Below are 22,099 nucleotides of genomic sequence, written 5' to 3' on the forward strand. Positions count from 1 at the left end.
AGCCTTCTTGGCGGGTGCAGCCTTCTTGGCCGGTGCAGCCTTCTTGGCCGGTGCCGCCTTCTTGGCGGGTGCAGCCTTCTTCGCCGGTGCCGCCTTCTTGGCGGGTGCCGCCTTCTTCGCCGGTGCAGCCTTCGTGGCCGGGGCCGCCTTCTTGGCGGACAAAGCCTTCTTCGCGGGGGCGGTCCTGGTGGCGCTGGAAGCCTTGCTGGTCGCTGCAGACTTCGTTGCGGCTCTCGCCTTTTGAACCATGGTGTGCCCGGCCCCTCGGTCGCATGGCGCTCCTAGACGAGCGCTCACAGGTGCGGTGAGGATAAGCGCTGGACGCTGCGTACTCAACGCCAAAACGCATTTGGGGCCGAATCCGTTGCAGTGGCGGGGCCGATGGACGGCGAAGGGCGCCCACCGCGATGCGGTGAGCGCCCTTCCTCAGGCCCTGCTGCCAGTGACCGACCGGCTGGCTACTGCTGGTCGGAGTGCTGCTCCTCGTCGCCCTGCGACTCGTCGTCGCCGGCCTCCGCGGGCTCCACACCGGTCTGCTCGAGGTCAGCGAGCTGCTCCTCGATGTAGTTCTTGAGCCGCGCACGGTAGTCGCGCTCGAAGGTGCGCAGCTCGTCGATCTTCTTCTCGAGCAGGTTGCGCTCGCGGGAGAGCTCCTCGAGGATCTGCGCCTTCTTCTGCTGCGCCTCGTGGACCATCCCCGTCGACCGCTCGCGCGCCTCGGTGATCATCTGCTCGTGCTTGGTGGTGGCCTCGCTGACGAGCTGGTCGTGCCGGTTCTGCGCGGTGGCGAGCAGCTCGTCGTGCCGGTTCTGACCGACCGACAGGAGCTCGTCGTGCTTGTTCTGCCCCTCGCCGACCAGCTCGTCGTGCCGGGCCTGGGCCTCGGCGATGAGCCGGTCACGGGTGGACTCACCCTGGCCGACGTGCTCGTCGTGCAGTCGCTGGGCCATCTCGAGCAGGGCCGCCGCGCTGGCGCCCCCGCCCGCCGCTGCGGCACCGAGGGCTGCGGGGGCGTTCTGCTCGACCGGGGCCGCCTGCGCCTGCGTGGCCTGCTGGGCCGCCTGCGCTGCGGCCTGCTCGGCCTGCTGCTGCGCGGCCTGCGCTGCTGCGACCTGCTCGGCGCTGACGCGCTGGGCCTCCTCCGCCTGCTGGCGGGCCTCCTCGGCCTGGCGCTGGGCCTCCTCGGCCTGGCGCTGCACCGCCTCGGCCTGCTCCTGGGCCTCGGCGAGGCGCTGCTCCGCGGCCGCGGCACGCTCCTCGGCCTCCTTGGCGCGGGCCTCGACGGCCTTGGCGCGCTCCTGCGCACCCTTCTCCGTGTCGGAGATCCGGCCCTGGGCGGCCTGCTCTGCCTCGTCGGCGCGCGCCTGCGCGGTCTTCTCGGCCTCCTCCGCCTTCGCGAGGGCCGCGGCGATCCGAGCCTGGGCTGCCTTCTCGGCCTCCTCGGCCTTGGCGGCGATCGCGGCGAGGCGGTCCTGCGCCTCGCGGTTCGCCTTGGCCTCGGCCTCCTCGGCCGCCTTGGCGTCCGCTGCCTTGGTGGCCGCGGCGTTCGGGTCGGCCTTGGCGACCGTGGGCATGCCCTTGGTCTGGCGACAGTCGTTGAGCTGGTCGCGGAGGTCGTCACCCTCCTTGACGATGCGGCGCATCTCGGCGACCACCTCGTCGAGGAAGTCGTCCACCTCGCGCTCGTCGTAGCCACGCCGGAACTGCGTCGGCGTGAAGTTCTTGTTGAGGACGTCCTCAGGCGTGAGCGTCATGTAGTCACCTCGGTTGGCTGGCATGAGCAGAGCGGGTCAAGCATCCCAGAGTCTGGGTCAGGGGCCAGCCTAGAGGATCCGGCGACTAGAGGATGCTCATGAGGAGAGAGGTTCCGACCATCAGGACGAGGAAGGCCAGGTCGAGCCGCAGGGTGCCGAGGGTCAACGGCGGGATGACCCGACGCAGCGCCTTCAGGGGCGGGTCGGTGACCGTGTAGACGAGCTCCGCGACGACCAGCAGCGGGCCGCGCGGTCTCCAGTCCCGGGCGAACGCCTGCACCCAGTCGAGGACCAGGCGCCCGAGCAGGATGACGAAGAACAGGAAGACGGCGAAGCGAACGACGCTCGCGATGATGTTGTCACCCAGCAGCTGCATGGGCTCACCCTGTCATGGTGGGCTTGGCGTGGGCTGTGTGGGTCAGCTCTGGTTGAACAGGCCGCGGGCGGCGGTGGGAGCCGCCGGACCTTCCTCGGCCGAGACCTCGACGTGAGCCGGCGACAGCAGGAACACCTTCGAGGTGACCCGCTCGATCTGGCCGTGCAGGCCGAAGACGAGACCCGCGGCGAAGTCGACGAGGCGCTTGGCGTCGGAGTCGTCCATGTCGGAGAGGTTCATGATGACGGGAGTGCCGTCACGGAAGCTCTCGCCGATGTTCTTGGCCTCGTTGTAGGTGCGCGGGTGGATCGTGGTGATCCGGTTCAGGGCACCCACCTCGACATCGCGGACGACCCGGGCCACGGGCGTGCGCTGCGGCAGTGGCGTGACGGCAGCCGAACGCTCGGCCGGGGCCTCCTGGCGGGCCGGCTCGTCGTAGTCGTACTCGTCGTACCCGTCATAGCGCTCGTCGTCCTCGGCGAGCCCGAGGTACACCATCGTCTTGCGCAGCGCCCCAGCCATGTGCGAGCTCCCTTTGGTTTGCGTGCCTACCGTTGTCAGCGTTTCCCCGTGCGGCGGACATCGATCCGCGAGGTCACCATGTTCGGGACTGAAGTTACCGGTGTGACTGGCGAGAACCGAGGATTGCGCTTCCGACACGCAGGTGTGTCGCGCCGTGCGCGACCGCGGCCTCGAGGTCACCACTCATGCCCGCCGAGACCCACGACGCCTCGGGATGCGCCTCCCGTATGCCGCGGGCCACCTCCGCGAGCCGGGCGAAGGCCGCGTCGGGGTCGCCTCCCAAGGGAGCCACCGCCATGACCCCGCGCAGCTCGAGGTGCTCGCACGCCGCCGCCTGGTCGGCGAGGGCTGCCGCTCCCCCGGGCTCGACCCCGCCACGGTCGGGCGGCTCGTCGAGCGAGACCTGCACGAGGACGGCCGGCCGGACCCCGCGCGCCGCCGCGGCGCGGTCGAGGGCCGCGACCAGCTTGGGGCGGTCGACCGACTGGACGACGTCGGCATACGACACGACCGAGCTCGCCTTGTTGGTCTGGAGCTGTCCGATGAAGTGCACCTCGAGGTCTCCCCTGCTGCGCAGCTCGGCGACCTTGACCGAGGCCTCCTGGTCGCGGTTCTCGCCGATCGCGCCGACCCCGAGCTCGGCGAGGAGGTCGACGTCGCTGGCCGGGAAGAACTTGGTCACCGCGACCAACGACACCTCGGAGGGGTCGCGCCGCGCGAGGTCGCACGCGGCCTCGACGCGAGCGCGCACGGTCGCGAGGTTGCGCTCGAGCTCGGCGCGCCGACCCGCGTCGGAGCTCACGGCGCACCGGCCACGACGACACCGGCATACCGCCCGGTGCGCCCGTCGCGACGGTAGGAGAACAGTCTCTCGTCCTCGCGCGCACACCCCGGAACCCATTGCACCGCAACGTTGTTCGCCACGAGCTGCGCGACCACGCCGGCGGCCACGTCGATCGCGGGCGTGCCCGACCACGAACGCGCTGACGCCTCGGGCGCCACCGCGGCGGCCGCGGCCCGCAGCTCCTCCGGCACCTCGTAGCAGCGGGCGCAGATCGAGGGCCCGACGACGGCACGCAGGTCGCGGGCGCCGAGCTCGCGCATCCGCTCGACCGCGACGTCGACGATCCCGGCGGTCATCCCCGGCCGGCCGGCGTGCACCGCACCGACCACTCCGGTGTCGACGTCGGCGAGGAGGACCGGCGTGCAGTCGGCGACCAGCACGGCCAGGGCGAGCCCGGCCGTCGCGGTGACCACTCCGTCGGCCGGTGGCGGGCCACCCGCGTCCCACGGTCCGTCGGCCACGACGACGTCCGCCCCGTGACACTGCTGCAGGAAGAGCAGGTGGTCGCGCTCGACACCGGTCACGCCGGCCACCGCCTTGCGGTTGGCCTCCACCGCCGCCTCGTCGTCACCCACGTGACCACCGAGGTTCAGGGAGTCGAAGTCGCCGGAGCTGCTGCCACCGCCACGGTCGGTGAAGGCCCACGACACACGACCAGTCTGCTGGCGCCAGTAGAACACCGGCCCAACCTACGACAGGGGCGCCGGACCAGTGCGGTCCGGCGCCCCTGTCGGAGTGTGTGGCTGCCTGCTCGAGGCTGCGCCTACTCCAGACGGTGCCTACTTCACACGGTGCCTATTTCAAGAAGTCGGGCACGTCGAGGTCGTCGCCCTCGTCGAACGTGACGGTCCTCGGCGGCCGACCGGCGGGCTCGCGCGGCGTCACCGGCTCGACCCCGTTGGGGTGTGACGTCGTCACCGGGCCGTCCTCGACCGGGGCCGGGGCGGCCGGCTGGGGAGCAGCCTGCGGTGCCGGGGCGGGCGCTGCCGGGGCGGGCGGAGCAGCGGCGGCCGGGGTCGAGTGTCCGGCGGTCTCCTGGGCCGCCCGCTGCGATCCCTGGATCTGGCCGATCGCGCGGTCGTTCTCGCGCTTCAGCGGGGCGCCCCCGTCGAACCCGGCAGCGATCACGGTCACGCGCACCTCGTCACCGAGGGCGTCGTCGATGACGGCACCGAAGATGATGTTGGCCTCGGGGTGGGCGGCCTCCTGCACCAGTCGGGCCGCCTCGTTGATCTCGAACAGGCCGAGGTCGCTGCCACCCTGGATCGAGAGCAGGACCCCGTGGGCGCCGTCGATGCTCGCCTCGAGCAGCGGGCTCGAGATGGCCAGCTCGGCGGCCTGGACGGCCCGGTCGTCACCGCGGGACGAGCCGATCCCCATCAGGGCCGAGCCGGCTCCCTGCATCACGGACTTGACGTCGGCGAAGTCGAGGTTGATCAGGCCCGGCGTGGTGATCAGGTCGGTGATGCCCTGGACACCGGAGAGCAGGACCTGGTCGGCGGAGCGGAAGGCGTCGAGCATGCTGACCGTGCGGTCGCTGATCGACAGCAGTCGGTCGTTGGGGATGACGATGAGGGTGTCGACCTCCTCGCGGAGGTTGGCGATACCGGTCTCGGCCTGGTTGGCCCGCCGACGACCCTCGAAGGTGAACGGCCGCGTCACGACCCCGATCGTCAGGGCGCCCAGACCCTTGGCGATCTTGGCGACGACGGGCGCACCCCCGGTGCCCGTGCCACCACCCTCACCGGCGGTGACGAAGACCATGTCGGCGCCCTTGAGCACCTCCTCGATCTCTTCCGCGTGGTCCTCGGCGGCCTTCTTGCCGACCTCCGGGTCGGCGCCCGCACCGAGGCCACGGGTGAGCTCGCGACCCACGTCGAGCTTGACGTCCGCGTCACTCATGAGCAGCGCCTGCGCGTCGGTGTTGATGGCGATGAATTCGACGCCCTTGAGGCCGACCTCGATCATGCGGTTGATGGCGTTGACGCCACCACCGCCGATGCCGACGACCTTGATGACGGCCAGGTAGTTCTGCGGTGCTGCCACGGCGGTGGGCCTCTCCTGAATGCGGTGCTGGTGGTGGTCGTCCCTGCGGACGAAGTCCGTGGTGGGGCTGTGGTGGGTGCTGAGGTGGAGCGTCTTTCGGGCGAACTGAGCCTCGACGTCTAGTTGAGGGTTACAAATCGCCCACGATCTGATGGCGCCGACGCTATGTGTCACATGGGTCGCAGGCAACGAGGTCGGCCGCGTGTCGCAGCACGGATTGGCCCGATTTCGAGGTTTGTCACGACCGGCACGCCACAGGCCGTAACAGTGGTCACATCCGCCCCACGAGCCCCATTCTGGCACGGCTCGGACTGCCCCCCGGACCACCGTCTCGCTCGGGCCTCAGCGGGTCACCGGCGTGCTCGGAGCGCTCACGTCGATGAGCTTCGGGTGGCCCTTGAGCAAGGCCGTCATGATGGCCAGCTTGCGCTCGGGCTCGTCGACCCCGCCCCAGACGATCGAGGTGCGCCCGATCTTGAGGGTGACCAGGTTGGCGCTGCTGACCGTGACGTTGCCGACCCGCTTCTGCAGGGTCGCGGGCAGCACCTTCACGACGCTGACCGCCGCTGCGAGGGCGTCGGGTGACAGGGCCGCCTGGGTGGCGGCGTTGACGGTCGGCACCCCGGCCGGAGCCTTGCTGACGTGGGCGTACGCGACCCCCGTCTCATCCACAACCTGTAGTTGACCTTGAGGGTTCTTGACCACGAGGAAGGGCTGGCGCGGGCTCGCGTGGATGACCAGCGTGCTGGGCCAGGAGCGCTCGATCGACACGTCGGCGACGGTCGCCCGCTCGGCCACCCGGGCCGCGACGGCGGCGCTGTCGACCCGGGCCAGGGGCTGGCCGAGTGGCACCTTCGCCACCGCGCGGATGGCGGCCACCTCCGACTCGGGCACCCCCACGACCTCCACGGTGCGCACCGCCAGGACCGGGCTGAAACCGACCACCCACCCGAGGAGGGCGACCACGACGAGGGCCGCCGCGGCATACCCGAGGAGCCGCAGCGGTCGCTGGCGCACCTCGTGGGCGCGCCGCTGGAACCTGGCCCTGGACGACGCGAGACCGGTGCGGGTCGCCGGTCGGTGACCCGACGAACCGGGGTGCTGGCTCATGCCTGGCCGAGGGCGCGCAGGATCTCGGGCCCGATCATCGTCACGTCCCCGGCCCCCACGGTGAGGACGAGGTCGTCGGCCCGGGCCAGCCCCGCCACGTGGCCGGCCACGGCCGACCAGGAGGAGACGACCGAGACGTCGGCGTCGGGACGCAGCTCGCGCAGGGCGTCGGCGACGAGCTGCGACGAGACCCCCGGCATCGGGTCCTCGCGCGCGGCGTAGACCTCCATGAGGACGACCACGTCGGCCGGCGCGAGGGCCGCGGCGAACTCGTGGGCGAAGTCGCGGGTCCGGGAGTAGAGGTGCGGCTGGAAGACCACGACGAGGCGGCCGTCACCCGCCAGCTCGGCGCCGGTGCCGACCACCGCGGCGACCTTGCCGGGGTTGTGCGCGTAGTCGTCGACCACGGAGACCCCGGCCGCCGCCCCCTTGGGTTCGAACCGGCGGCGCGTGCCGGTGAACCCGAACAGCCCGTCGAGGACGCGGGTGGGGTCCTGGCCGAGCCCGTCGACGGCCACGGTGTAGGCGGCAGCGGCGTTGAGGAGGTTGTGCCGTCCCGGGATGTTGATCCGCAGGTTGCGGTCGACAAGGTCCTGACCGGTGACGGTCACCCGGCCCATCAGGCCGCGGAACACCTCGCCGCGCAGGACCACGTCGGCGTCGGTCGACCAGCCGTAGGTCAGCACGCGGGTGCCCGAGGCGCGGGCCAGCCGAGCGAGCTCGCGGGAGCCCTCGTCGTCCTCGCAGGCCACGAGCAGGCCGCCGGGCAGGACCGTGGCGGCGAACGCGGCGTAGGCCTCCTTGACCCGCTCGAAGGTCCCGTAGAAGTCGAGGTGGTCGGGCTGCACGTTCGTCACGACCGCGACCTCGGGTCGGTAGACGAGGAACGAGCCGTCGCTCTCGTCGGCCTCGGCCACGAAGACCTCACCGGTCCCCCAGTGGGCGTTGGTGCCATGCTTCGCGAGCTCCCCGCCGGCGGCGAACGACGGGTCGACGCCGCAGTGCTGGAGTGCGACGGTGAGCATCGACGTGGTCGTCGTCTTGCCGTTGGCGCCGGCGACGGCGACCCGGCGCGAGTCGGCCATCGTGCTGGCCAGCGCCTGCGAGCGGTGCAGCACCCGGAGGCCGGCTGCGCGCGCTGCCACGAGCTCGATGTTGGACTCGCGGATCGCCGAGGAGATCACGACGGTGTCCTTGCCCTCCACGTATGCCGCGTCGTGGCCGACGTGGACGTCCGCCCCCTCGGCGGCGAGCGCCGCGAGCACCGGCGACTGCTTCGCGTCGGACCCGCTCACCGAGCAGCCGCGCGCGAGCATCACGCGGGCCACGCCGGACATGCCGGCCCCGCCGATGGCGATGAAATGGATCGCCCCCAGTTCGTCCAGCGGAGGGACTGGCGCGGTGAAGTCGAAGCGGTCGTTGGAGCCGTTCATCGTTGCCCCGCAACGGATTGTGCGTAGGCGGCGACCACCATGTCGGCGAGGAGCTCGTCGGCGCCCCGCTCCCCCGTCGCTGCCGAGGCCGCCGCCATGGCATCGAGGCGCTCGCGGTCGGACACCAGCGGCACCAGGGTGCTGTCGATCCAGGCCGGGGTCAGCGCCGCATCCTCCACCAGCAGCCCACCACCAGCGGCCACGACGTCAGCAGCATTGAAGCGCTGCTCGCCGTTGCCGATCGGCAGGGGCACGTAGACCGCCGGGAGCCCGACCGCGGTCAGCTCGCACACGGTGTTGGCACCGGCGCGGGCCACCACGAGGTCGGCCGCGGCATACGCGAGGTCCATCCGGTCGGCGTAGGGAGCGACGACGTAGGGGGCTCCGGGACCGCCGGTGGCGACCTCGAACTCCTTGCCGGCACCGGTCAGGTGCAGGACCTGCACCCCCGATGCCCGCAACGCGTCCACGCGCGCCTCGAAGGCGGTGTTGAGGCGCTGTGCCCCGAGCGAGCCGCCCGTCACCAGGACCGTGGGCCACAGCGGGTCGAGGCCGAAGTGCGCGAGTCCCTCGCCGCGCGCGGCGACCCGGTCGAGCTGGGTGATCTCGCGGCGCAGCGGCATGCCGATGGCGGTCGCGTGGGGGAGCTTGGTGCTCGCGAACGTGGTCGCGACGAACCGCGTCATCCGCGCCCCGAGGCGGTTGGCGAGCCCCGGTCGGGCGTTCTGCTCGTGCACCACCACCGGGACGTGCCGACGCCGGGCCGCGAGGTAGGCGGGGGTGGAGACGTAGCCGCCGAAACCGACGACGACCTGGGCACCGGTCTGCTCGATGGCCTGCTCGGCCGCGGCGACGGCGGCGCGCAGGTTGCCGGGCAGGCGCAGCAGGTCCGCTGAGGGCCTGCGGGGCAGGGGCACCTTCGGGACGGTCATCAGCGGGTAGCCGCGCTCGGGGACCAGCCGCGCCTCGAGGCCCGACTCGGTGCCCAGGGCGGTGACGGTGATGTCGGGGTCGCGGCGACGCAGGCAGTCGGCCAGGGCGAGCAGGGGCGAGACGTGACCAGCCGTCCCACCACCGGCCAGCAGGACCGACGAGGGAGAGTCAGCAGGCATCAGCGACGTCCCCGACGCCCCGGCAGGACAGCCAGCGAACGGCGGACCACGGAGGGCTTCGCCGACAGCGCCTCACGGCAGCCGGGCTCCTGGCGGGCGAAGGACAGCAGCATGCCGAGGGCGAACATCGTGGTCATCAGTGAGGACCCGCCGTAGGACACCAGCGGGAGCGGGACACCGATGACGGGCAGCAGCCCGATCACCGCGCCGATGTTGATGGTGGCCTGGCAGACGATCCAGGCCATCACCCCGGCGGTCGCGACCCGGACGAAGGTGTCGTCGGAGCGCACCACGATCCGGTAGCAGACCAGCGCCAGGGCGCAGAACAACCCGAGCAGCACGAGGGTGCCCGGCAGCCCGAGCTCCTCGCCGAGGATCGCGAAGATGAAGTCGTTGTGCGCCTCCGGCAGCCACTGCCACTTCTCCCGGCTGGCCCCGAGGCCGACACCCCACCAGCCGCCGTCGGCCAGTGCGTAGCGCCCGTGGAGGGTCTGGCGGTAGCCGCCGTAGGGGTTGGTGTCCTTGCCCAGCCACACGTCGAAGCGCTGCAGCCGGTTGGCGCTCGTGATCACCATCGTCACCGCCAGGGCACCGAAGAGCGCCCCGCCGTAGACGAACATCCGGCGCGGCACTCCCGCCGCGAAGAGCAGGGCCGCGACGATGCCGCCCATCACCATGACGGTGCCGAGGTCGTGGCCGAGCAGCACCAGCCCGATCGTCACGGCCGACACCGGGAACAGGAACGGGATGACCACGTGCCCCATCCGGCCGAGCAGCTTGCGCTTGGCGGTCAGCACCGTGGCCCCGACCAGCACGAGGCCGACCTTGGCGAACTCCGACGGCTGGAGCGAGATCGGGCCCACGGCGAGCCAGTTGCGGTTGCCGTTCACGGACACGCCGAGCGGGGTGAAGACGAGGAGCTGGAGGAAGAGGGCGCCCACGAGGATCGGCACCGACAGCGCCTTCCACGCGCGCAGGGGCACCCGCGAGGCCACGATGATGGCGATCGCGCCCATCGCGGCGAACTGCAGCTGCTTGCGGAAGAAGACGTAGGGCGTCGCGTTGTCGGTCTGCACCAGGGACTTCACCGACGAGGCGGACAGCACCATGATCAGCCCGATGACCACGAGCACGACCGTGACGCTGAGCAGCACGTAGTAGCTCGTCACCGGCGAGTCGAGCCGCTGGAGCCAGCCGCCGACCCGGCCCTGCTCGTCCGGCGTCCCCGAGGCGCGCGACGCGGTCCGCGCCCGTGGGGGTGCGGCGGTGGCACTGCTCACGGCTACTCCCCCGCGGACCCGGCGCGGCGGGCGACCGCCGCGGCGAAGGCGTCGCCCCGGGCACCGTAGTTGGGGAACATGTCCATCGAGGCGGCCGCGGGCGCGAGCAGCACGACGTCGCCCGGCTGGGCGAGCTCCGCTGCGCGCGCGACGACGGTCTCCATGACCCCAGTGTCCGTGCTCGGCACCTCGACGACCGGCACATCCGGCGCGTGTCGGGCCAACGCCTCGGCGAGCCTGGCGCGATCGGCCCCGATCAGCACCACGCCACGCAGCTGCCCGACGGCGTCGCGCACGAGGTCGTCGACCTCGGCCCCCTTCAGCAGCCCGCCGGCGATCCAGACCACGTGCTCGAACGCGTGCAGCGACGCGGCCGCCGCGTGCGGGTTGGTGGCCTTGGAGTCGTCGACGTAGCGGACCCCGTCGACCTCACCACAGTCGGCGATGCGGTGCGGGTCGGGCGTGAAGGCACGCAACCCGTCGCGGACCGCCAGGGGCGCCACACCGTAGGACCGCGCCAGCGCCGCGGCCGCGAGGGCGTTGGCGAGGTTGTGGGGCGCCAGCGTCGCCGCAGCACCACGGACGTCGTCGAGGGTGGCCAGCTCGGCGGCGGAGGTCTTGCGCTGCTCGACGAAGGCGCGGTCGGCGAGGATGTCGTCGACGACCCCCACCATCGACAGCCCCGGGGTGCCCAGGGTGAAACCGATGGCGCGGCAGCCGTCCTGCACCTCCGCGTCCCTGACGAGCTGCTCGGTGACGGGGTCCTGCACGTTGTAGACGCAGGCGACCTTGGTGCGCGCGTAGACCTTGCCCTTGGCCCGTTGGTACTCCTCGAGCGAGCCGTGCCAGTCGAGGTGGTCGGGGGCGACGTTGAGGCAGGCCGACGAGTAGGGGGCGATCGAGTCCGACCAGTGCAGCTGGAAGCTCGACAGCTCGACGGCGATGACGTCGTAGGGCTGGGGGTGGAGCACCGCCTCGAGGATCGGGGTGCCGACGTTGCCGGCCGCCGTGGCGCGCAGGCCGGCGGCCCGCAGCATCGCGGCGAGCATCTCGACCGTCGTCGTCTTGCCGTTGGTCCCCGTGATGGTCAGCCAGGGCGCGGGGCCCACCTCGGCGCGCATCCGCCAGGCCAGCTCGACCTCGCCCCAGACGGGGAGGCCGGCCTGCGCTGCTGCGAGGAGCAGCGGCTGGTCGGGACGCCACCCCGGTGAGGTGACGACGAGGTCGGGCACCTGGCCGACCGGCATACCCGTCACGTGCTCGGGACCGAGGCGCACGTCCACGCCGAGGATGTCGAGGATCCGCGCCCGCTCCCCGAGGGCGGTGTTGACCTCGGGGTCCCCGCCGTCGACCGCGACCACCCGGGCGCCGCGCTCGTGCAACGCATCGGCGGCGGCGAAGCCGCTCACCCCGAGACCGGCGACGACCACGTGGATGCCGCTCCAGTCGGCGCCGGCGCTGGTGAGGCCGTCGAGCCGTCCACTCACGCTGCGCCCACCACCCACTCGGCGTAGAACAGGCCGAGTCCGAGCGCGACGAAGAGCCCCGCGATGATCCAGAACCTGATGACGATGGTGACCTCGTTCCACCCGAGCAGCTCGAAGTGGTGCTGCAGCGGGGCCATCCGGAAGACCCGCTTGCCGGTCATCTTGAACGACCCGACCTGGATGATCACCGAGAGGGTGATCGTCACGAAGAGGCCGCCCAGGATGACGACGAGCAGCTCGGTGCGGGTGGTGATGGCCAGCCCCGCCAGCCCACCGCCGAGCGCGAGGGATCCGGTGTCTCCCATGAAGATCTTGGCCGGGGAGGCGTTCCACCAGAGGAAGCCGAAGCAGGCGCCCATGGCGGCAGCGGCCACCACCGCGAGGTCTCTCGAGTCGCGGACCTCGTAGCACTTGAGCCCCGGCGTCGTCTGGCAGTTCTGGTTGCCCTGCCAGATGCCGATGAGGACGTAGGCGGCGAACACCATCACCGAGGCACCGGTCGCCAGCCCGTCGAGGCCGTCGGTGAGGTTCACACCGTTGGACGTGCCCGCGATCATGATGTTGGCCCAGATGATGAAGAGGATCAGGCCCAGCAGCGTCCCGGCGAAGGCCAGGTCGATGGGTGTGTCACGCACGAACGAGATGTGCGTCGACCCCGGGGTGCGGTTCTTGGTGTTGGGGAACTGCAGCACCAGCACGGCGAACACGACCGCCACGAGGGTCTGGCCGGCCAGCTTCTCGCGCGAGCGCAGCCCGAGGCTGCGCTGCTTGGTGATCTTGATGTAGTCGTCGAGGAACCCGACCAGCCCCAGCCCGGCCATGAGGAACAGCACCAGCACACCGCTCCACGTCAGTGGCGTGCCGGTGATCACGTGCGCCAGCCCGTATGCCGCGAGGCTGGAGCCGATGATGACCGCACCACCCATGGTGGGCGTGCCGCGCTTGGTGTGGTGCGAGGTGGGTCCGTCGTCGCGGATGAACTGGCCGTAACCGCGGCGGACGAGGAACTTGATGAACATCGGGGTGCCGAACAGCGCGCCCACGAGGGAGATGACGGCAGCGAGCAGCACCGCCTTCACGTCGTGCCCTCCTCGCTGTTGTCGCCGCTCTTGCCGGCCAGTCTGTCTCCGAGCCACCGTAGTCCGGCATCGCGGCTGGACTTGAACAACACGACGTCCCCGGGACGAAGTTCTTCGGTGAGCAGGGCGTACGCGGCATCCGCGTCGGGCACCCAGACCGCCTCGTCGCCCCACGATCCCTCGTGCTGGGCACCCGAGGCCATCGGCCTGGCGGTGTCCCCCACCACGACGAGCCTGCCGATGTTGAGCCGCACGGCGAGCCGGCCGATCGCGTCGTGCTCGGCCGTGGAGTCGTCACCCAGCTCGAGCATCGACCCGAGCACGGCCCAGGTCCGTCGCGACGGGGCGGTGTCGGCGCCGCCGCGCCCGCCACCCATGGCCACGAGCGCCTTGAGGGCGGCGCGCATGGAGTCGGGGTTGGCGTTGTAGGCGTCGTTGACGACGGTCACCCCGTCGGCGCGCTCGGTGACCTCCATCCGCCAGCGCGAGGCAGGCGTGGCGGTGGCCAGGGCGGCGACGATGTCGGGCAGGTCCAGGCCGCACTCGAGGGCGGCGGCCACGACGGCCAGGGCGTTGCCGACGTGGTGCTCGCCGTGCAGCGGCAGGGTCACCTGGGCGCTGGCGTCGGGCGTCGTCACCCGGAAGCTCGGCCGTCCGGACTCGTCGAGGGTGGTCTCCGTGGCCCGCACGTCGGCCTCCGCGCCGGACCCCACCAGCTGCACGCGGGCGTCGGTCTTGGCGGCCATGGCTCGGACGGCGGGGTCGTCGACGTTGAGCACCGCGAGGCCGGTGGCGGGCAGTGCCTGCACGAGCTCGGCCTTGGCCACCGCGATCGCCTCGCGCGACCCGAACTCACCCACGTGGGCGGAGCCGACGTTGAGCTCGATCCCTATGCGGGGCGGGGCGATTCGCGTGAGGTAGGCGATGTGGCCGACGCCCCTGGCGCCCATCTCCACGACGAGGAACCGGGTCTGCGGCTCGACCCGGAACACGGTCAGCGGCACCCCCACCTCGGAGTTCAGCGACCCGACCGGGGCGACGGTGGGCGCGGCGCTGGAGAGCACACTGGCGAGCAGGTCCTTGGTGGAGGTCTTGCCCGACGAGCCGGTGATGCCGATCACGGTGAGGTCGGGGTGACGGTCCACGACGGCGCGCGCCAGCGACGCGAGCCCGTCCTGGATGTCGTCGACGACCACGCAGGGCAGCTCGTCGACCGGCCGGGTGGTCATGGCCGCCACCGCGCCGAGCGCGGCGGCGGAGGCGACGAACTGGTGACCGTCCAGCTGCTCACCGACCCGGGCGATGTAGAGCCCACCCGGACCGGCCTCGCGGGAGTCGGTGACGACGGGTCCGTCGACGACCAGGGACGCGGCGGCGTGGTCGTCGAGACCGTGCAGGCGTCCACCGGTGACCTCGGCGACCTGCGCCAGGGACATCGGGATCATCGCGCTCCCCCGTCCGGGTCGTGAGGGGTCTGGTCCAGCAGGGAGTCGAGGGCGCGTCTTGCCTCGTCCCGGTCGTCGAAGGGGTGCACCGTCCCGGCGATCTCCTGCCCGGTCTCGTGGCCCTTGCCGACGACGGCGACGACACTGCCCGGGCCGGCCTCGTGGGCGGCGCGGACCGCCTGCGCGATGGCGCTCGCGCGCCCCTCGACGTCGCGCAGCTCTGCGGCGGTGCCCGCGGCGCGGGCCCCGTCGAGGACCGCGGCGCGGATCGCTCCGGGGACCTCTGACCTCGGGTTGTCGTCGGTGACGACGACCAGGTCGGCGCCCTCGGCCGCGGCTCGTCCCATCGCGGCCCGCTTGCCACGGTCGCGGTCTCCCCCGGCGCCCAGCACGACGACCAGACGTCCGCTCGTCGCGGGCCGCAGCGCCTTGAGCGCCGCGGCGACCGCATCGGGCGTGTGGGCGTAGTCGACGACGACGAGCGGCAGGTCGGCCGAGCCCGGGCCGGTCGCGGGACCCTCCGCCGGCTCCACGACCACGCGTTCCATCCGGCCCGGGACGTGCGGGTCGACGAGCAGGGCCCGCTCGGCGTCGTCGGCAGGGATCCCTGCAGCCAGCAGGGCCAGCGCGGCCATCGCGGTGTTGACCCGGTTGAAGTCGCCCGGCAGGGCCGAGCGCAGGTGCAGCGCCGTTGACCCGTCGGACAGCGTGAACGTGGCCGGGTCCTCCTCGCCCGCCACGAGCCGCCAGTCGGCGTCGACGTCGGCCAGCGAGGTGACGGTGGTCACGGGCACCGTGGAGATCGTGGCGGCCAGCTCCCGGCCCCACTCGTCGTCGACGCAGACGATGCCGGTGCGTGACCGCTGGGGGGTGAACAGGTCGGCCTTGGCCAGGAAGTAGTCGCGCATCGTCGGGTGGAAGTCGAGGTGGTCCTGGGACAGGTTGGTGAACAGCGCGATGTCGTAGACGACCCCGTCCACCCGGTGCTGGCTCAGCGCGTGGCTCGAGACCTCCATCACGCAGGAGTCGATGCCGCGCTCGGTCATCACCGCGAGGAGGGCGTGCAGGACGGTGGCCTCGGGGGTCGTGCGGACGCTCTTGATCCGCTCGTCCCCGATGCGGGTCTCGACCGTGCCGATGAGGCCGGTCGTGTGGCCCAACGCGATGAGGGCCGAGTTGACGAGGTAGGCCGTGGTGGTCTTGCCGTTCGTCCCGGTCACGCCGTACATCTGCAGCGGGAGGTCGACGGTCCCGTAGACCAGCGAGGCCACCTGGCCCACGTGGCTGCGCGGGTCCTCGACCACGACCCGCGGGAGGTCGAGGCCCTCGGCGGCGAGCGCGGCGGCGCCCTCGGCGTCGGTGAGCACGGCGACCGCGCCGGCGTCCCGTGCCCCCGCGGCATACCTCGCGCCGTGGGTGTTGGCCCCGGGGAGGGCGGCGTAGAGGTCGCCCTCGACCACGTCCTGCGACGAGAGGGTCACGCCCGTGACCACCCGGTCGGCGCCGGCCAGCTCACCGTCGACCAGCGAGGCGACCGCCGCGAGGGTGGCGTGCGGGGACGACGGACGGGGTGATGACACGGACAGCGAGCCTACCGTCAGTGGGACGCGCCGGATGCGCCAGACCTCCGGTCGCGGAGCACGGTGGTGTCACCCGCGGCCGGGGTCTTGTCGACGCGGATCTTCGCCACCGGGGAGGTCGTGCCGGTCGGCGGGATCTGGAGCTCCTGCAGCGCGTAGGTCATCACGTCGTGGAACACCGGGCCGGCGACCACGCCACCGAAGTAGCCCTTGATCGGCCGCTGGAGCGTGACCGCGACGACGATCTCGGGGTCGTCGGCCGGAGCGAACCCGATGAAGCTGGCGGTCTTGCCCGAGTAGCCACCGACCCGCGCGTCGTAGCGGTCGGCGGTGCCCGTCTTGCCGGCCACGCGGTAGCCGGGGATCTTGGCCTCCGGCGCGGTGCCCTCCTTGCCGACGACGCCCTCGAGCATGTCGCGCACCTGCTTGGCCGTCTCGGGCGAGACCACCTTCACCGGAGCCGGCTTCTCCGCAGGCGTGAAACCACCCTTGCCGTCACCGGTGGCGGCCACGATCCGCGGGGGGATCCGGACGCCGTTGTTGGCGATCGTCTGGAAGACCCCGGCGGCCTGCAGGGCGTTGACGGACAGGCCCTGACCGAAGAGCACCGTGTAGCGCTGCGAGCCGTTCCAGTCCTTGACGTTGGTCAGCAGGCCGGGCCCCTCACCGGGGAACCCCATCCCCGAGGTCTGGCCCAGGCCGAACTTCTTGAAGTAGTCGTACATCGTCGACGCCTTGACCTTCTCGCCGGCCAGGATGGTGCCGATGTTGCTCGACTGCGCGAGGACCCCGGCGAAGGTGAGGTACTCGGTCGGGTGGTCGTGGCTGTCCTTGAACTCGGTGGCCGCGCGACGGATCCGGTTGGGCACCTCGACCACGGTGGACGGCGTGACCACCCCCTGCTCGATCGCGGCGGCGGCGGTCATCACCTTGCCGGTCGAGCCGGGCTCGTAGACGTCGTTGAACGCCTTGTTGGTCCAGTTCGAACTGGACTGCCCGGGCTGGTTGGGGTCGAAGGTCGGGTAGGACGCGACGGCGAGCAATTCGCCGGTCTTGACGTTCTCGACGACCACCGTCCCGGAGAGGGCCTGGGTCTCGATCACCTTCTGCGCCACGGCATTCTGGGCGAACCACTGCAGGTCGGAGTCGATGGTCAGCTGCACCTCACGACCGGGCACCGGGTTGATCGTCTCCTGGCGGGCGTTCGGGATCGGCCGGCCGTCCTGGGACTGCTCGAAGATGGTCTTGCCCGACTTGCCCTTGAGGGTCTTGTCCATCAGGACCTCGAGCCCGCCGCCGGCCGAGCCGTCCGACTGGACAAAGCCGACCAGGGCCGAGGCCGCGGTCGAGGTCGGGTAGACGCGGTCGGAGGTCGCCTCGGAGTAGATCCCGTTGACGCCGAGCTCGGAGATCTTGCGCCAGTTGAGCGGCGTGACGTTCTTCTGCAGGATGCGGTACTTCGCCTCGCCGGTCAGCTCCTTGGTGAGGGTGGCCACCGGGATGCCGAGCAGTGGCGACAGGTCGGCTGCGGCACCGGCCACGCCCACCGTCTTGAGCTTTCCGTTGACGGTCTTCTTGTAGAAGGGCACCGCCGTCTGGTCGACGGTCACGGTGCGTCGCTCGATGCTCGAGGCGAGGATGGTGCCGTTGCGGTCGGTGATCGAGCCACGCAGGGCGGGCAGCGGGATCGTCGCCGTGCGCGACGACTGCGCGTCCTTGGAGACCGCCGAGGCGTCGAAGCCCTGCAGGCGCAGCAGCTGGGCGCCGAAGATGCTGAAGATGAACAGGACCGCGACCGTCATGGTGCGCATCCGGCGACGCGGGCTGGACCCGTCGAGGCTGACCTTCCGCCGACCCGGCGGGCGCGGCGGCGAGGCCGGTCGCTGGCCCGCGCGGGCCGGTTTGGCCGATGCGGCCCTGACCGGCTTGGCCGGCTTGGCCGGCTTTGGCTTGGTGGGTCTGGTGGCCTTGGTGGGCTTGGTGGCCTTCGGGCCCGGCGTGGGGGCCTGGCCGGCACCGGGCGGCCTGCGCGCCGCCGTGCTGCGCGGGTCACCGGCTTTGGGGTGTGGCGCGCCGGCGCGGGCCGGGCGCGGACCCGAGGACGCAGTGGGGCGCGGGGCTCCGGGGCGGCTGCCTCGGGTCTGCGTCACTGGGTACCTCGCGTCCTGTCCTGGGTGGTCGGTGAGGGTGGTCGGTGAGGGTGGTCGGGGGTGTGGTGCGCTCGGGTCAGCGAGCGGGGGTGACCGGCTGCTTCGCCTTGGTGGTCGTGGTGCTCGTCGTCGTCTTGGTCTTGGCGTTGACACTCGTCACGGTGGTCTGGACCGAGCCGTCGGGCTTGGTGACCACCACGGTCGTCGTCGTCACATCCCCCTTCTTCGTGACGCGGGTCGACGGCTCGGTGCGCTTGGTCGTCCCTGCCTGCACTGCCTTGGCCGAAGCCACCGCAGGAGCCGTCACCACGGTAAAGCCGCGGTCCTTCTTGGCCGGCTTCGCCACGCCGAGGACCTTGCCGTCCGAGAGGCGCAGGAAGGCGGCGGAGTCGGCCGGGACCATGCCGAGCCGGGTCGCCCGCGTCGCGAGGTGCGCGGGGCTGCGCTGGGCGTCGATGGCCTGGGTCAGCGCGTCCTGGGTGTCGGCGAGCTCGCCGGAGGTGGACTGCAGGTTGTGGAGGGTGAACGACCCCTCGGCCATGGCGGTGTTGAGCATGAGCAGCCCGACCAGCCCCGCGCACAGCAGGGTCATGCACAGCGCGGCGAAGACGCCGTTGCCCGGGTGCCCGACGGCGGCCGGGACGACCCGCAGCGGTTGCGGAGGGGCGACCCTCCGGGCAGGTGCCCGAGATGCGACCCTCGCCGTCGCAGTCTGCTGGCTCATCGGTGCGTTCCCTTCGTGGTGCTGCGGTTGGTAGCGGTGGCAGGAGTGCTTCGGGTGCGCTCGGCGGCGCGCAGGCGCACCGAGGCGGATCGGGGGTTGCTGGCCTGCTCCTCGGCGCTCGCCTCTTCGGCGCCGCGGGTCAGCAGCCGCAGGTATGCCGCGTGCTCGGGGAGCTCGACCGGGAGCCCCTGGGGGCTGCTGCCCTTGGCGCCGGCGGTGAGGACGCGCTTGGTGATCCGGTCCTCGAGCGAGTGGTACGACAGGACCGCGATGCGGCCACCGACCGCCAGGGCGTCGATCGCGTTCGGCAGGGCGGCCGCCCAGACCGACAGCTCGGCGTTGACCTCGATGCGCAGCGCCTGGAAGGTGCGCTTGCCCGGGTGTCCCCCGCTCTTCTGCGACGCGGCCGGCACCACCTTCTTGAGCAGGTCGACGAGTCGGCCGGAGGTGGTGAACGGCTCGGCCTCGCGCTCGCGGACGATCGCCGCGACGATCTTGCGGGCGAACCGCTCCTCGCCGAAGTCGCGCAGCACCGCCTCGAGATCGCTCGCGTCGTAGGTGTTGAGCACCTCGGCGGCGGTGAGCCCGGCCGACTGGTCCATCCGCATGTCGAGTGGTGCGTCCTGGCTGTACGAGAAGCCGCGGTCGGCCTCGTCGAGCTGGAGCGAGGACACCCCCAGGTCGTAGAGGGCGGCGTCGACGTGGTCCACGCCCGCCTCCTCGAGGGCCCGCGGCACGTCGTCGTACACGGCGTGCACGAAGGTGACGCGACCGGCATACGGCTCGAGCCGCTCGGCCGCGAGGCCCAGCGCCTCCTGGTCGCGGTCGATGCCCACGACGAGCGCAGTGGGGCAGCGCTCGAGGATGGCCTCGGCGTGGCCGCCCATGCCCAGGGTGCCGTCGAGGTAGACGGCGCCGGGCGCCTCGAGGGCCGGGGCCAGCAGCTCGACGATTCGGTCGCGAAGCACGGGAACGTGCCGGTCGGCGGCCATTCCTCGTGCGTTCATCGACATCTCCTGCTGGACGGTGCTGGTGCTGCGTGGTCTCGGTGCTGGTGCTGCGTGGTCTCGGTGCGGTGCTGCGGGTGGTGCGCTGCTGGTCTGGTGCTCGGCTCGGCGCTGGGGTGGCCCTGCGGTCAGGTCTCCATCCGCTCCAAGGGATGCGGCCCGGGGCGGGGGAAGTCGTCCCGGGAAGCGAAGCGGCTGGAGACCTGGCTCCAGGGGCACTGCAGTGAGAAGGGTTGGGCTGGGTCAGGGGCAGGGTCAGAGGAGTCCGGGGATGACCTCCTCGGACTGGTCGGAGAAGCCCTGCTCGGTGGACTCGAGGTAGGCGTTCCAGGCGCTCGTGTCCCAGACCTCGACGCGGGAGCCGGCGCCGATGACGGTGCACTCGCGGGTCAGCCCCGCGTAGGCGCGCAGGTTGGCCGGGATCGTGACGCGGCCCTGCTTGTCCGGCACCTCGTCGGAGGCGCCCGAGAGGAAGACACGGGTGAAGTCGCGGACCGCCTTGCTCGTGGTGGGCGCCGCCTGCATCTGCTGGGTCACCTTCAGGAACTCGTCCATCGGGAAGACGTAGAGGCAGCGCTCCTGGCCCCTGGTCACGACCAGCCCGTCGGACATCCGGTCGCGGAACTTGGCGGGCAGGAACAGGCGGCCCTTGTCGTCGAGTCGGGGGCTGTGCGTCCCGAGAAACATCGCGCCCACCTCCCCTGCCGACCCGGTCGAGGACCCCACGGCCCTCTCGTTTCCCCCACTTTACTCCACCGTTACCCGCCAGGTCAGCCACTTTGGCGCAATTCCCCCACCTAGTTCGATGTTTTAGCAGGTCAGAGGGGTGGTGGAAAGTGGTGTGGAATTCCCAGAACCGAGCCGCACAGGGGCTCGTGGCTCCGCCGCCAAGGCCGGCCACGAGCGCGCCAGGCATCCCCGGGAGCTCGCATCCGGCGGCGCCGCGGCGCCGGACGACTGGTCGAGCGGACTTCACAGGTCACGACACGGCATACCCCCTGTTTTGGTGGTGCGTTGTGGGGGAAGATCGAGCGACCACCCGGACGGGACGCAACGTGGCGGCCATGGGGACGACGGAAGGACATCCGGTGCAAGCCAGGCACGAGGACGACGGCATCACGCAGGCAGCACCCACGACACCCGTGGGCACCACCAAGCCGGAGAGCCTGCTCTCCCTCCCCGCGGGGTCGCCCGCCTCCCTGGGGCAGGTGACCGAGGTCGCCGGGCGGCTGGCTCGGGCGATCAACACCGTCATCGAGGGCAAGCCGGACGTCGTGCACACGGCGATCACCGTGCTGCTCGCCGAGGGCCACCTCCTGCTCGAGGACGTGCCCGGAGTCGGCAAGACCATGCTGGCCAAGACCCTGGCCCGGTCGATCGACTGCTCAGTGCGACGGGTGCAGTTCACCCCCGACCTGCTGCCCAGCGACATCACCGGCGTCAGCGTGTTCAACCAGGACGTGCGCGACTTCGAGTTCCGGCCGGGTGCGATCTTCGCGAACGTCGTGGTCGGTGACGAGATCAACCGGGCCTCACCCAAGACCCAGTCGGCCCTGCTCGAGTCGATGGAGGAGGGCCAGGTCACGGTCGACGGCCAGACCTACGACCTGCCCAAGCCGTTCATCGTGATGGCGACCCAGAACCCCATCGAGATGGAGGGCACCTACCCCCTCCCCGAGGCCCAGCGCGACCGCTTCATGGCCCGGATCTCCCTCGGGTACCCGTCCTCGCGCGCCGAGGTCGCGATGCTCGACAGCCACGGCCAGGTCTCGCCGCTGGAGACGCTGCAGCCGGTCACCGACGCCGCGACCGTCTCGGCGATGGTCCGGGCGGTGCGCTCGGTGTTCACCAGCGACGCGATCAAGCAGTACGTCGTGGACCTGTCGGCCGCCACCCGCTCGAGCTCGGCCCTGCGGCTCGGGGCCTCGCCGCGTGCGACCCTGCACATGCTCCGCGCAGCCCGTGCGCACGCCGCGCTCGAGGGACGCGACCACGTCCTGCCGGACGACGTCCAGTCGATCGTGCTGCCGGTGCTGGCCCACCGCATCATCCCCACCGGTGAGACGCAGCTCGCACGGCGCAGCACCGGGGAGGTCCTGCAGGACCTCATGCGGCGGGTGCCCGTCCCGGCTTCCGGCCGCTGAGGGGCG

At 71.6% G+C, this 22,099-nt stretch carries 19 protein-coding genes; 1 reads left to right on the top strand and 18 read right to left on the bottom strand.

Going from position 1 to position 22,099, the window contains the following annotated elements:
* Positions 1–458: 458 nt before the first annotated feature.
* The 18 genes from ASG95_RS22275 to mraZ all read right to left on the bottom strand — a co-directional run bounded on the left by ASG95_RS22275 (position 459) and on the right by mraZ (position 20,636).
* Complete coding sequence (locus ASG95_RS22275) at positions 459–1,754, bottom strand: DivIVA domain-containing protein (RefSeq protein ID WP_057377729.1); 1,296 nt, start codon at positions 1,752–1,754, stop codon at positions 459–461.
* Between the two features lie 85 nt (positions 1,755–1,839).
* Positions 1,840–2,130 (bottom strand): YggT family protein, encoded by a 291-nt coding sequence (locus ASG95_RS12920; RefSeq protein WP_056920686.1) that lies wholly within the window; start codon positions 2,128–2,130, stop codon positions 1,840–1,842.
* Between the two features lie 42 nt (positions 2,131–2,172).
* Entirely contained in the window at positions 2,173–2,652 is a 480-nt protein-coding gene (locus ASG95_RS12925) for a cell division protein SepF (protein WP_056920685.1), read from the bottom strand.
* A 94-nt stretch (positions 2,653–2,746) separates the two neighbouring features.
* Complete coding sequence (locus tag ASG95_RS12930; RefSeq protein ID WP_057377730.1) at positions 2,747–3,454, bottom strand: YggS family pyridoxal phosphate-dependent enzyme; 708 nt, start codon at positions 3,452–3,454, stop codon at positions 2,747–2,749.
* Positions 3,451–4,176: a peptidoglycan editing factor PgeF gene (gene pgeF, locus ASG95_RS12935; protein WP_057377731.1), complete on the bottom strand. Its 726-nt coding sequence runs from the start codon at positions 4,174–4,176 to the stop codon at positions 3,451–3,453. The genes ASG95_RS12930 and pgeF overlap by 4 nt, the downstream gene beginning before the upstream one ends.
* A 115-nt stretch (positions 4,177–4,291) precedes the next feature.
* Entirely contained in the window at positions 4,292–5,542 is a 1,251-nt protein-coding gene (gene ftsZ / locus ASG95_RS12940; protein WP_057377732.1) for a cell division protein FtsZ, read from the bottom strand.
* A gap of 342 nt (positions 5,543–5,884) precedes the next feature.
* Positions 5,885–6,652, bottom strand: coding sequence for a cell division protein FtsQ/DivIB (locus ASG95_RS12945; protein ID WP_057377733.1), 768 nt, complete (start codon positions 6,650–6,652; stop codon positions 5,885–5,887).
* Positions 6,649–8,085, bottom strand: a complete 1,437-nt coding sequence (murC, locus tag ASG95_RS12950) for a UDP-N-acetylmuramate--L-alanine ligase (protein ID WP_057377734.1) — start codon at positions 8,083–8,085, stop codon at positions 6,649–6,651. The genes ASG95_RS12945 and murC overlap by 4 nt, the downstream gene beginning before the upstream one ends.
* Positions 8,082–9,197 carry an undecaprenyldiphospho-muramoylpentapeptide beta-N-acetylglucosaminyltransferase gene (murG, locus tag ASG95_RS12955; RefSeq protein ID WP_056920679.1) on the bottom strand — a complete coding sequence of 372 codons (1,116 nt, stop codon included), beginning with the start codon at positions 9,195–9,197 and terminating at the stop codon, positions 8,082–8,084. Before murG ends, murC begins: the two co-directional genes overlap by 4 nt.
* The gene (ftsW, locus tag ASG95_RS12960; protein ID WP_056920678.1) at positions 9,197–10,477 is read right to left on the bottom strand and encodes a putative lipid II flippase FtsW; all 1,281 of its coding nucleotides are present in this window, start codon (positions 10,475–10,477) and stop codon (positions 9,197–9,199) included. Before ftsW ends, murG begins: the two co-directional genes overlap by 1 nt.
* A gap of 2 nt (positions 10,478–10,479) precedes the next feature.
* Entirely contained in the window at positions 10,480–11,964 is a 1,485-nt protein-coding gene (gene murD, locus ASG95_RS12965) for a UDP-N-acetylmuramoyl-L-alanine--D-glutamate ligase (protein ID WP_235543854.1), read from the bottom strand.
* Positions 11,961–13,043 (bottom strand): phospho-N-acetylmuramoyl-pentapeptide-transferase, encoded by a 1,083-nt coding sequence (gene mraY, locus ASG95_RS12970; RefSeq protein ID WP_056920676.1) that lies wholly within the window; start codon positions 13,041–13,043, stop codon positions 11,961–11,963. The genes murD and mraY overlap by 4 nt, the downstream gene beginning before the upstream one ends.
* Complete coding sequence (gene murF, locus ASG95_RS12975; protein ID WP_056920675.1) at positions 13,040–14,488, bottom strand: UDP-N-acetylmuramoyl-tripeptide--D-alanyl-D-alanine ligase; 1,449 nt, start codon at positions 14,486–14,488, stop codon at positions 13,040–13,042. The genes mraY and murF overlap by 4 nt, the downstream gene beginning before the upstream one ends.
* The gene (locus ASG95_RS12980; RefSeq protein ID WP_056920674.1) at positions 14,485–16,068 is read right to left on the bottom strand and encodes a UDP-N-acetylmuramoyl-L-alanyl-D-glutamate--2,6-diaminopimelate ligase; all 1,584 of its coding nucleotides are present in this window, start codon (positions 16,066–16,068) and stop codon (positions 14,485–14,487) included. Before ASG95_RS12980 ends, murF begins: the two co-directional genes overlap by 4 nt.
* Before the next feature lie 17 nt (positions 16,069–16,085).
* Positions 16,086–18,218 (bottom strand): penicillin-binding protein 2, encoded by a 2,133-nt coding sequence (locus tag ASG95_RS12985; protein WP_235543856.1) that lies wholly within the window; start codon positions 18,216–18,218, stop codon positions 16,086–16,088.
* Positions 18,219–18,294: 76 nt separating this feature from the next.
* Positions 18,295–18,942 (bottom strand): hypothetical protein, encoded by a 648-nt coding sequence (locus ASG95_RS12990; protein ID WP_057377736.1) that lies wholly within the window; start codon positions 18,940–18,942, stop codon positions 18,295–18,297.
* On the bottom strand, positions 18,939–19,949 hold the full coding sequence (rsmH, locus tag ASG95_RS12995) for a 16S rRNA (cytosine(1402)-N(4))-methyltransferase RsmH (RefSeq protein ID WP_082592596.1): 1,011 nt from the start codon (positions 19,947–19,949) through the stop codon (positions 18,939–18,941). Before rsmH ends, ASG95_RS12990 begins: the two co-directional genes overlap by 4 nt.
* A gap of 255 nt (positions 19,950–20,204) precedes the next feature.
* On the bottom strand, positions 20,205–20,636 hold the full coding sequence (mraZ, locus tag ASG95_RS13000) for a division/cell wall cluster transcriptional repressor MraZ (RefSeq protein ID WP_056921187.1): 432 nt from the start codon (positions 20,634–20,636) through the stop codon (positions 20,205–20,207).
* A 401-nt stretch (positions 20,637–21,037) separates the two neighbouring features.
* Here mraZ and ASG95_RS13005 point away from each other — a divergent pair, with 401 nt between their 5' ends.
* Positions 21,038–22,093 carry an AAA family ATPase gene (locus ASG95_RS13005; protein WP_369820381.1) on the top strand — a complete coding sequence of 352 codons (1,056 nt, stop codon included), beginning with the start codon at positions 21,038–21,040 and terminating at the stop codon, positions 22,091–22,093.
* The last annotated feature ends 6 nt before the right edge of the window (positions 22,094–22,099 follow it).

Origin of the sequence: Phycicoccus sp. Soil803, assembly GCF_001429685.1 — a bacterium.
In the GTDB taxonomy this organism is placed as follows: Bacteria; Actinomycetota; Actinomycetes; order Actinomycetales; family Dermatophilaceae; genus Pedococcus.

Coding starts and splice junctions, on each gene's coding strand:
- ASG95_RS12925 (WP_056920685.1), bottom strand. CDS start 2,652: ATGGCTGGGGCGCTGCGCAAGACGATGGTGTACCTCGGGCTCGCCGAG.
- ASG95_RS12920 (WP_056920686.1), bottom strand. CDS start 2,130: ATGCAGCTGCTGGGTGACAACATCATCGCGAGCGTCGTTCGCTTCGCC.
- murF (WP_056920675.1), bottom strand. CDS start 14,488: ATGATCCCGATGTCCCTGGCGCAGGTCGCCGAGGTCACCGGTGGACGC.
- murC (WP_057377734.1), bottom strand. CDS start 8,085: ATGAACGGCTCCAACGACCGCTTCGACTTCACCGCGCCAGTCCCTCCG.
- rsmH (WP_082592596.1), bottom strand. CDS start 19,949: ATGAACGCACGAGGAATGGCCGCCGACCGGCACGTTCCCGTGCTTCGC.
- mraZ (WP_056921187.1), bottom strand. CDS start 20,636: ATGTTTCTCGGGACGCACAGCCCCCGACTCGACGACAAGGGCCGCCTG.
- ASG95_RS12945 (WP_057377733.1), bottom strand. CDS start 6,652: ATGAGCCAGCACCCCGGTTCGTCGGGTCACCGACCGGCGACCCGCACC.
- ASG95_RS22275 (WP_057377729.1), bottom strand. CDS start 1,754: ATGACGCTCACGCCTGAGGACGTCCTCAACAAGAACTTCACGCCGACG.
- murG (WP_056920679.1), bottom strand. CDS start 9,197: ATGCCTGCTGACTCTCCCTCGTCGGTCCTGCTGGCCGGTGGTGGGACG.
- ASG95_RS12990 (WP_057377736.1), bottom strand. CDS start 18,942: ATGAGCCAGCAGACTGCGACGGCGAGGGTCGCATCTCGGGCACCTGCC.